Annotated in this window: 8 protein-coding genes and 1 pseudogene; 8 read left to right on the top strand and 1 reads right to left on the bottom strand. The window is 68.9% G+C overall.

The features are described from left to right. Positions 1 to 414 precede the first annotated feature (414 nt). The 8 genes from V7067_RS07555 (at position 415) to V7067_RS07520 (ending at position 7,183) form a co-directional block, all read left to right on the top strand. Positions 415 to 2,892 (top strand): putative monovalent cation/H+ antiporter subunit A, encoded by a 2,478-nt coding sequence (locus V7067_RS07555; RefSeq protein WP_334175275.1) that lies wholly within the window; start codon positions 415 to 417, stop codon positions 2,890 to 2,892. Continuing rightward, entirely contained in the window at positions 2,889 to 3,308 is a 420-nt protein-coding gene (locus tag V7067_RS07550) for a Na+/H+ antiporter subunit B (protein ID WP_334175274.1), read from the top strand. Before V7067_RS07555 ends, V7067_RS07550 begins: the two co-directional genes overlap by 4 nt. After that, positions 3,308 to 3,685, top strand: coding sequence for a Na+/H+ antiporter subunit C (locus V7067_RS07545; protein ID WP_334175273.1), 378 nt, complete (start codon positions 3,308 to 3,310; stop codon positions 3,683 to 3,685). Before V7067_RS07550 ends, V7067_RS07545 begins: the two co-directional genes overlap by 1 nt. A gap of 1 nt (position 3,686) precedes the next feature. After that, entirely contained in the window at positions 3,687 to 5,246 is a 1,560-nt protein-coding gene (locus V7067_RS07540; RefSeq protein ID WP_334175272.1) for a Na+/H+ antiporter subunit D, read from the top strand. Beyond that, positions 5,246 to 5,719 (top strand): Na+/H+ antiporter subunit E, encoded by a 474-nt coding sequence (locus V7067_RS07535; RefSeq protein ID WP_334175271.1) that lies wholly within the window; start codon positions 5,246 to 5,248, stop codon positions 5,717 to 5,719. The genes V7067_RS07540 and V7067_RS07535 overlap by 1 nt, the downstream gene beginning before the upstream one ends. Then, positions 5,716 to 6,078 carry a cation:proton antiporter gene (locus V7067_RS07530; protein WP_334175270.1) on the top strand — a complete coding sequence of 121 codons (363 nt, stop codon included), beginning with the start codon at positions 5,716 to 5,718 and terminating at the stop codon, positions 6,076 to 6,078. The genes V7067_RS07535 and V7067_RS07530 overlap by 4 nt, the downstream gene beginning before the upstream one ends. Before the next feature lie 17 nt (positions 6,079 to 6,095). Further along, on the top strand, positions 6,096 to 6,443 hold the full coding sequence (gene mnhG / locus V7067_RS07525) for a monovalent cation/H(+) antiporter subunit G (protein WP_334175269.1): 348 nt from the start codon (positions 6,096 to 6,098) through the stop codon (positions 6,441 to 6,443). Positions 6,444 to 6,763: 320 nt separating this feature from the next. Next, entirely contained in the window at positions 6,764 to 7,183 is a 420-nt protein-coding gene (locus tag V7067_RS07520) for a MucR family transcriptional regulator (RefSeq protein ID WP_334175268.1), read from the top strand. Positions 7,184 to 7,437: 254 nt separating this feature from the next. Here V7067_RS07520 and V7067_RS07515 read toward each other — a convergent pair. Continuing rightward, positions 7,438 to 7,705 (bottom strand): annotated as a pseudogene (locus tag V7067_RS07515) (hypothetical protein); the annotation flags it as partial.

Below are 7,705 nucleotides of genomic sequence, written 5' to 3'. Positions count from 1 at the left end.
CAGTCCGCTTCCTGCCGCAGTGTTGCCTTTGCGGCGCCCCGGCGGAAAGAGTTTGCCGGCGGTGCCCGCCAATGTTGCGCGGGCGCGGCCACGTCTTCAGGCGACAGGGCGACAGCAATGCGGCCCGGCGGCAAAAACCGTCCGCTGCCTTGATCGCGCCCTTTGTCCGGTTTATGGCCCTGAATGGCTGGCACTGCCGGCCCCGCACGGTTTTGGTCCGTGGCCTGTCGGGTTTTGCTTGCGCCGGGCCCGGCATATGGAAATCATGCGGGCGCCGGGCCGCCGGCCCGGTCTGCGTTTCCAAAGCCCTCCGGGTGCCGCCTGCCGGCATGGCAGGAGGGGCCCCGCGCGGCCGCGCCGCCGCAAAGTGATCCGGCCCCGGCGTTCTGCCGGGGCACCAGCCAGGGAGCCACCATGGACGAGGGCATGATCGCCGGCGGGATCGAGTCTGCGCAGGCGCTGGGGTCCGGCACGCTGGCGCTGGCTCTTCTGCCGTTTCTGGCGGCGGCTCTCGCCCCCTTCGTCAACCGCACCATGACCGGGCAGGCGGCGAAGGCGACGGGCTTTCTGCTGGCGCTCGTGCCGGCAGCGCTGTTCCTGTGGTTTGCGCGCATGGTGCAGCCGGTGGCTGCGGGCGAGACCATTGCCGCCGCATTGCCGTGGGTGCCGTCGCTGGGTGTGAGCTATGCCGTTTCCATCGACGGGCTGTCGCTGGTGTTCGCGCTGCTGGTCACCGGTATCGGCACGCTGATCGTGGCTTATGCGGGCGCCTATCTGGCCGGACACCCGGACCGCGGGCGCTTCTTCTCGTTCATCTTCCTGTTCATGGGCGCCATGCTGGGGGTGGTCATTGCCGATGACCTGCTGTCGCTGTTCGTGTTCTGGGAACTGACCTCCATCACGTCGTTCCTGCTGATCGGCTTCGACCACCGCCGCGAGGCCTCGCGGCGGGCGGCGCTGCAGGCGCTGGTGGTGACCGGCGGCGGCGGGCTGGCGCTGCTGGCGGCGGTGGTGATGATCGCGCCGCTGACCGGATCGACCTCGCTGTCCGGGCTGCTCGCCGGCGGCGGGCTGCAGCAGTCGCCGCTCTATGTGCCGATCCTCCTCTGCGTGCTGGCGGGCGCCTTCACCAAGTCGGCGCAGGTGCCGTTCCATTTCTGGCTGCCGAACGCGATGGAGGCGCCGACCCCGGTTTCCGCGTACCTGCATTCGGCAACGATGGTGAAGGCCGGTCTCTACCTGCTGATGCGGCTCAACCCGGTGCTGGGCGGAACGGATCTGTGGGTCACGATCGTGCCGGCCTTCGGTGCCGCGACCTTCCTGACCGGCGCGGTGCTGGCGCTGCGCCAGAGCGACCTGAAGCTGATGCTGGCGCAGACCACGGTCGCCTCGCTCGGGCTTATCACCATGCTGGTGGGGTTCGGCACCGGGCCGGCGCTGCTGGCGGCGACGGCTTATCTCTTCGCCCATGCGCTGTTCAAGGGCGCGCTGTTCATGGCGGCCGGTACCGTCGACCACGAAACCGGCACGCGCGACATCCGCCGCCTCGGCGGGCTGGCCCGCGCCATGCCGGTGACCTTTGCCGCCGCGCTGGTCGCCGGCCTTTCCATGGCCGGCTTTGCGCCGCTGTTCGGTTTCGTGGCCAAGGAACTGGTCTATGAGAGCCTTGCCCACCTGCCCGAGGGCGCCTTTGCGGCGGTGGTCGTCGGCTTCGTCGGCAACACCTTCCTCGTCACCATTGCCGCGGCCGTAGCGCTGAAACCGTTTCTCGGCGCGGCCGTGAAAACGCCGCGCCACGCCCACGAGGGGCCGGTCGGGCTGTGGTTCGGCCCGGTGGTGCTCGGGGTTGTCGGCCTGCTCACCGGCTTCGGGGCCGAGTGGAGCGGGATGAACCTGATCGGGCCGATGGTGGCCGCCATCGCCGGTCACGGCCTGGGGGCGGGCGGTGCGACCGGCGTGGAACTGCACCTCGTGCCGGCCACGCTGGTGCCGGCCTTCGCCCTTTCCGTGCTGACGATCATCGCCGGCCTTCTGGTGCTGGTGCGGCTGGACCTTGCCCGCAGTGCGGTCGACCGGCTGTTCCGGGCCATCGGCTGGGGGCCGGACAAGGGGTTCGATCAGGCAGTGCGTGCGCTGGTGCGGCTGGCGGTGGCCGCGCGCGACCTGTTCCATGGCGGCCATCTGGAAACCTACATCAACATCGCGGTGGTGGCGATTGTCGCCGGCCTGTTCGCGCCGATGGTCGCCTTCGGCCTGTGGCCGGATTTCGGGCGCATCTCCATCTGGCCGGCCGATGGCGGGCGCATCTATGAATTTGCGATGCTGGCCGTGGCGCTCGTCGGCCTGTGGGCGGTCTTCATTGCCCGCAGCCGCCTGGTGGCCATCGTCTCGCTCGGCATTCAGGGCTTTGCGGTGGCGGTGCTGTTCCTGCTGTTCGGCGCGCCCGACCTGTCGTTCACGCAGTTCATGGTGGAAACGCTGTCGGTCGTCATTCTGACACTGGTGATGACGCGCCTCGATCTGGTGCCCGGCGACCACCGCAGCGGTTTCGAGCGGGCGCGCGACGGGGCAATCGCCATTCTGGCCGGCGCGGGCTTCACGCTGCTGCTGCTGGCGGTGCTGGCGGTGCCGTTCAGCAACCGGCTGTCGGATTTCTTCGCCGCCTACAGCCGCACCATCGCCCACGGCCGCAACATCGTGAACGTCATCATCGTCGACTTCCGCGGCCTCGACACGCTGGGCGAAATCAGCGTCGTGCTGGTGACGGGGCTTTCGATTCTGGCGCTGGTGCGGCTGAAGGCGGCCTCCTCCGTGGACCGTGAGCCGCCGAAGGCGAGGCCGAAGCCCGTGCCGCCGCCGGCCGCCGCAGCAGCCGGGGAGGAACGGGCATGAACACCATCATCTTCCGCGCCTTCGCGCCTTATCTGACGGCGCTGATGCTGCTCTATTCGGTGTTCGTGACGCTGCGCGGCCACAACGAGCCGGGCGGCGGCTTCATCGGCGGGCTCATTGCCGCCTCGGCCTTCGCCATCTACGGCATTGCCTTCGGCTACTGGCCGATGCGGCGGGCGATGCGGGTGCACCCGATCAGCGTGGCGGCCTTCGGACTGCTGCTCTCGGCGCTGTCCGGGCTGCCGTCGCTGCTGCTGTCGATGCCCTACATGACGGCGCAGTGGTGGAGCCCGGAAATTCTCGGCACCGTCGTCGATCTCTCCACGCCGATGGTGTTCGATATCGGCGTCTATTTCGTGGTTGTCGGCGCGTTCACGTCGATTGCCCTTGTTCTCGAAGAGGGCGGAGACACCTGATGGACGGCCTTTTCGCCATCGTCATCGGCATCTTCTTTGCCGCCAGCCTCTACCTGATGATGTCGCGGCGCATCGTGCGCATTCTCATCGGGGTGGCCATCCTCGGCAATGCCGTCAACCTGCTGATCTTCACCGCCGGGCGACTGGCGCGCGAGGTGCCGCCGGTGATCGCGCCCGACAAATGGGTGCCGGACGGCGCAACCGCCAATCCGCTGCCGCAGGCGCTGATCCTGACCGCGATCGTGATCTCGTTCTCGTTCTTCGCCTTCCTTCTGGTGCTGGCCTTCCGCACCTATCGCGAACTCGGCACCGATGCGGTGGACGAGATGCGCCTTGCCGAACCGGCCGTGGAGCCGGCCCCGCCGGGAGGCTACTGACATGGCAGCCGATATGGGAAAGGCGGCGGTGGATGTGGCCGCGGCGCTGAACCTTGCGCCGGTCTCCCCGCGCGACATGCTGGTGATCGTGCCGGTGGTGGGGCCGCTGATGGCGGCGGCGCTGGCGGTGATGCTGCGCGGGTGGCCGCGCAGCCAGCCGGCCATCGCCATCGTCACGCTCGCAGCCATGATCGCGGCCGAGATCGCGCTTCTGGCGCGCACGCTCGGTGAGGGCCCGGTGACCATGGTGATGGGGCGCTGGCAGGCGCCGTTCGGCATCGCCTTCACGGTGGATACGCTGGGCGCGGTTCTGGCGCTGACGGCGGCCGTGGCCGGGCTTGCCGGGGCGGTCTATGCCCGCGCCGACATCGACGGGCCGGCGCGCCGGGCGGGGTTCTATCCCTTCCTGCTGGCGATGATGGCCGGTGTTTCCGGGGCTTTTCTGACCGGCGACATCTTCAACCTCTATGTCTGGTTCGAGGTGCTGCTGATTTCCTCATTCGGCCTTCTGGTGCTGGGCGGCGAGCCGCGTCAGCTTGACGGCACGGTGAAATACGGCCTGCTGAACCTGATCGCGACGACGCTGTTTCTCGTCACCACCGGTTATCTCTACGGCCTCGTCGGCACACTCAACATGGCCGATATCCCGGCGCGGCTGGCCGCCCTGCCGCAGACTGCGCCGGTGATGGTGATCGCCAGTCTCTATCTGGTCGCCTTCGGCATGAAGGCGGCGGCCTTTCCGGTGAACGCCTGGCTGCCGGCCTCCTATCACACGCCGAAGATCGTCGTGGGCGCGGTGTTTGCGGGTCTGCTGACCAAGGTCGGCGCCTATGCGCTGATCCGCACGCTGGTGATGCTGATGCCGGCCGCCGGTGCGGTGCTGAGCCCGGTCATTGCCTGGGTCGCGGCGCTGACGATGATCACCGGCGCGCTGATCGCCCTGGCGCAGAACGAGATGCGCCGCACCATGGGGTTTCTGGTGATCTCGGGCATCGGCTACATTCTGGCCGGCCTCGCCATCGGCACGGCCGACGGGCTTGCCGGGGCACTCGCCTATGCCGTGCACTCCATGCTCGCGATGACGGCGATCTATCTGGCGGTCGGTGCGGTGGAGCGCATTGCCGGCAGTTCGGCGCTGACGCGGACCGGCGGGCTCTACCGCGCCAGCCCGCTGCTGGCGGCGATTTTCCTCGGCCTCGTGCTGGCGGTTGCCGGGCTGCCGCCGCTGTCGGGCTTCTGGCCGAAGGCCATGCTGGTGCGGGCCGGGCTTGAGGCGGGCGACGGCTGGCTGGTGACGGCGATGCTGGTGGCGGGCTTCCTCATCACGCTGGCGCTCGGCCGGGTGTGGCTGCTCGCCTTCTGGCGTCCGGCACCGGGGGGCGGCGAAGAGGTGCGCACCCGCCTGCCGGCGACGGTGATGCTGCCGCTGGCCGCGCTGACCCTGCTGACGCTGCTGCTGGGCCTTATGCCGGAACCGCTGGTGGCGGCGGCACAGGCGGCCGCGGACGGGCTGACCGATCCGGCGGCCTATGTCCGCTCGGTGTTTCCGGGGGCGCTGTGATGGGACTGTTTCTGGCCAACATTCTGCTGGCGATCGCCTGGGGGGCCGTGACCGGCAGCTTTTCGGCGCTCAATCTGGCGTTCGGCTTCGTTCTCGGCGCGGTGGCGCTGGTGCTGATCCGCGAGTGCACCGGCGGGCGCGGCTACCTCGGCCGGCTGTGGCGCGGCTGCCGGCTGGCGGCGCTGTTCTTCGTGGAACTCGCCAAATCGGCCACCCGCGTGGCGCTGATGGTGGCCAGCCCGCGTCTGGAGCCGCGGCCGGCGATCATCGCCTATCCGCTGCAGGTGACGAGCGACCTTGAGATCGCGCTGCTCGCCAACCTGATCACGCTGACGCCCGGCACGCTCTCCATCGACGTTTCGGCCGACCGGCGCACCCTGTTCATCCACTGCGTCGACGCGCCGGACCCGGAAGCGGTCATCGACGATATCCGCATGGGCTTCGAGCGGCGCATTCTGGAGGCGTTCCGATGAGAGAACACACGACGGCGGTGGCCTTTCTCGACTGGGCGACGCTGGCGGCGCTGACCATCTTCTCGGTCGCGTTCCTGCTGATGGTGGTGCGCATCGTGCGCGGGCCGACGCTGCCGGACCGCATCATCGCCCTCGACATGCTGGTGGCGGCGGTGGTCGGCTTCATCGCCACGGTCGCCATCCGCACCGGGTTCTCGCTCTATATCGACGTCGCCATTTCGCTGGCGCTGGTCGGTTTTCTGTCGACGGTTGCCTTCGCCCGCTTCGTGCTGGCGCGGGGCCGCTCGCACGAAGCGGGCGACCTGCCGCTGCCGCGGGCCGACCGGCCGGCCGGCGATGCCGGCCCGGCGCAGGGCTGAGGACGGGAGGCGGCACCATGGAAACGGCAATCGTTATCGCCACCGGCCTGATGGTGCTGGTCGGCGCAGTGTTCGCGCTGATGGCGGCCATCGGCATTCTGCGCTTCGGCGACATCTACATGCGCATGCACGCGGCCAGCAAGGCGGGCACGGTGGGCTCCGGGCTGGCGCTTCTGGCGGTGGCGCTCGATGCCGGCGAACTGGGCGTGGTGACGCGGGCCATCGCCGGGGCGGTGTTTCTGCTGCTGACGGCCCCGGTTTCCGCACACCTGCTGGCCCGCGCGTTCTACAAGGCCGGCTACAGGCCGGCACCGGAAACGAAGCCGGACGCGCTGGCCGATGCGGTGCGCGAAGGCCGCAACTGAGCCGGGCACAGCGGAAGAACGCGCTGCCATCGGACAAGTGCAGCGGGCGGCGAAAGAAAGGCAGGCGAGCGGTGTTGCCTTTCAATTGCCTTCTTCAGCCCGAAATGAGCAGAATAGGCAGGCGGATACAGCGCGCGCGAAGCAACCTGCAAGGGTTTTACGCGCATTCCTTTGCGGTTTTTATTGACTTTTCCTCTGCGGGCTTCTAGCCATCGCATCAGGGGTGTTCGGGTCACGATTCCCCGAACAAGACGGGCGCTACAAACCCACGTAGTGACAAGAGGCGCGGCGGCCCACCCGCGCCCAATAAAGGTGAAACAATGACCGACAGCGCTGATAACGGCAGCCTCATCGATCTCGCCGCCGATATTGTCTCGGCTTATGTGAGCAACAACACCGTTCCGGCCGGCGATCTGCCGGCGATCATTGCCGAAGTGTACGCCGCCCTGCAGCGCACCTGCGGCGGCGTGATCGAGGTGGCGCCGGAGCCGGCCAAGCCGGCCGTTCCGGTGAAGAAGTCCGTGACGCCCGAGTACATCGTCTGCCTTGAAGACGGTAAGAAGTTCAAGTCGCTGAAGCGTCATCTGCGCACCCATTACAACCTTTCGCCGGAAGAGTACCGCGAGAAGTGGGGCCTGCCGGCCGATTATCCGATGGTGGCGCCGAACTATGCGGCCGCCCGTTCGGAACTGGCCAAGAAGATGGGCCTCGGCCAGCAGCGCCGCCGCGGCGGCAAGTAACCGGCCCGCCACTCCGCCGGCCGCGGGCCGGCCGGGTGGTCTTCTGCCGGCGCTTCTTTCTGCCGGTGCTTCAAGGGGGCCCGCGACCGGTTTTCTGGCCGGGGGCTTGAGGCACAGCAAGACGGGTCATTCAGCCGCCAAAGGGCGGTGCTGCGTGGGGGATGCCGCTTTGTGCGGTTATGGGCGACCCGGCGTGAAGCCGCCGGGTCGCTTTTTGCTTTTTCGGGGCACCGCTCTTCGGAGAGCCGGGCTCTTCAGGAGGCGCGGCGCGGATGCGGGGTGCCGGCGGGCCACGGCGCTGCCGCGCGCGGCGTTGCGGGACGCGGGCGGGCCACAGAGCGGCGCGCGGCGGGGGCGCGGCGGTGCGCAGCCGGCAGGGCGGCGCCGGGCTGCAGCCGGGAAAGCCCCTTCAGTTCGGCATCGAGGGCGCGGCGAAGCGCGAGGTGACGGTTGGGATCGTAGGTCCAGTGACCGGCGAGGCCATCGCGCCGGGCGCGGCGCAGGGCGCGCATCAGCTGGCGC

It is taken from the genome of Pseudoxanthobacter sp. (assembly GCF_036822375.1).
Lineage (GTDB): Bacteria > Pseudomonadota > Alphaproteobacteria > Rhizobiales > Segnochrobactraceae > Pseudoxanthobacter.
The sequence above is the reverse complement of the archived record's forward strand: the minus strand, read 5'-3'. Positions and strand labels throughout refer to the sequence as shown.

Coding starts and splice junctions, on each gene's coding strand:
- V7067_RS07545 (WP_334175273.1), top strand. CDS start 3,308: ATGGACGGCCTTTTCGCCATCGTCATCGGCATCTTCTTTGCCGCCAGC.
- V7067_RS07535 (WP_334175271.1), top strand. CDS start 5,246: ATGGGACTGTTTCTGGCCAACATTCTGCTGGCGATCGCCTGGGGGGCC.
- V7067_RS07540 (WP_334175272.1), top strand. CDS start 3,687: ATGGCAGCCGATATGGGAAAGGCGGCGGTGGATGTGGCCGCGGCGCTG.
- V7067_RS07555 (WP_334175275.1), top strand. CDS start 415: ATGGACGAGGGCATGATCGCCGGCGGGATCGAGTCTGCGCAGGCGCTG.
- V7067_RS07550 (WP_334175274.1), top strand. CDS start 2,889: ATGAACACCATCATCTTCCGCGCCTTCGCGCCTTATCTGACGGCGCTG.
- V7067_RS07520 (WP_334175268.1), top strand. CDS start 6,764: ATGACCGACAGCGCTGATAACGGCAGCCTCATCGATCTCGCCGCCGAT.
- mnhG (WP_334175269.1), top strand. CDS start 6,096: ATGGAAACGGCAATCGTTATCGCCACCGGCCTGATGGTGCTGGTCGGC.
- V7067_RS07530 (WP_334175270.1), top strand. CDS start 5,716: ATGAGAGAACACACGACGGCGGTGGCCTTTCTCGACTGGGCGACGCTG.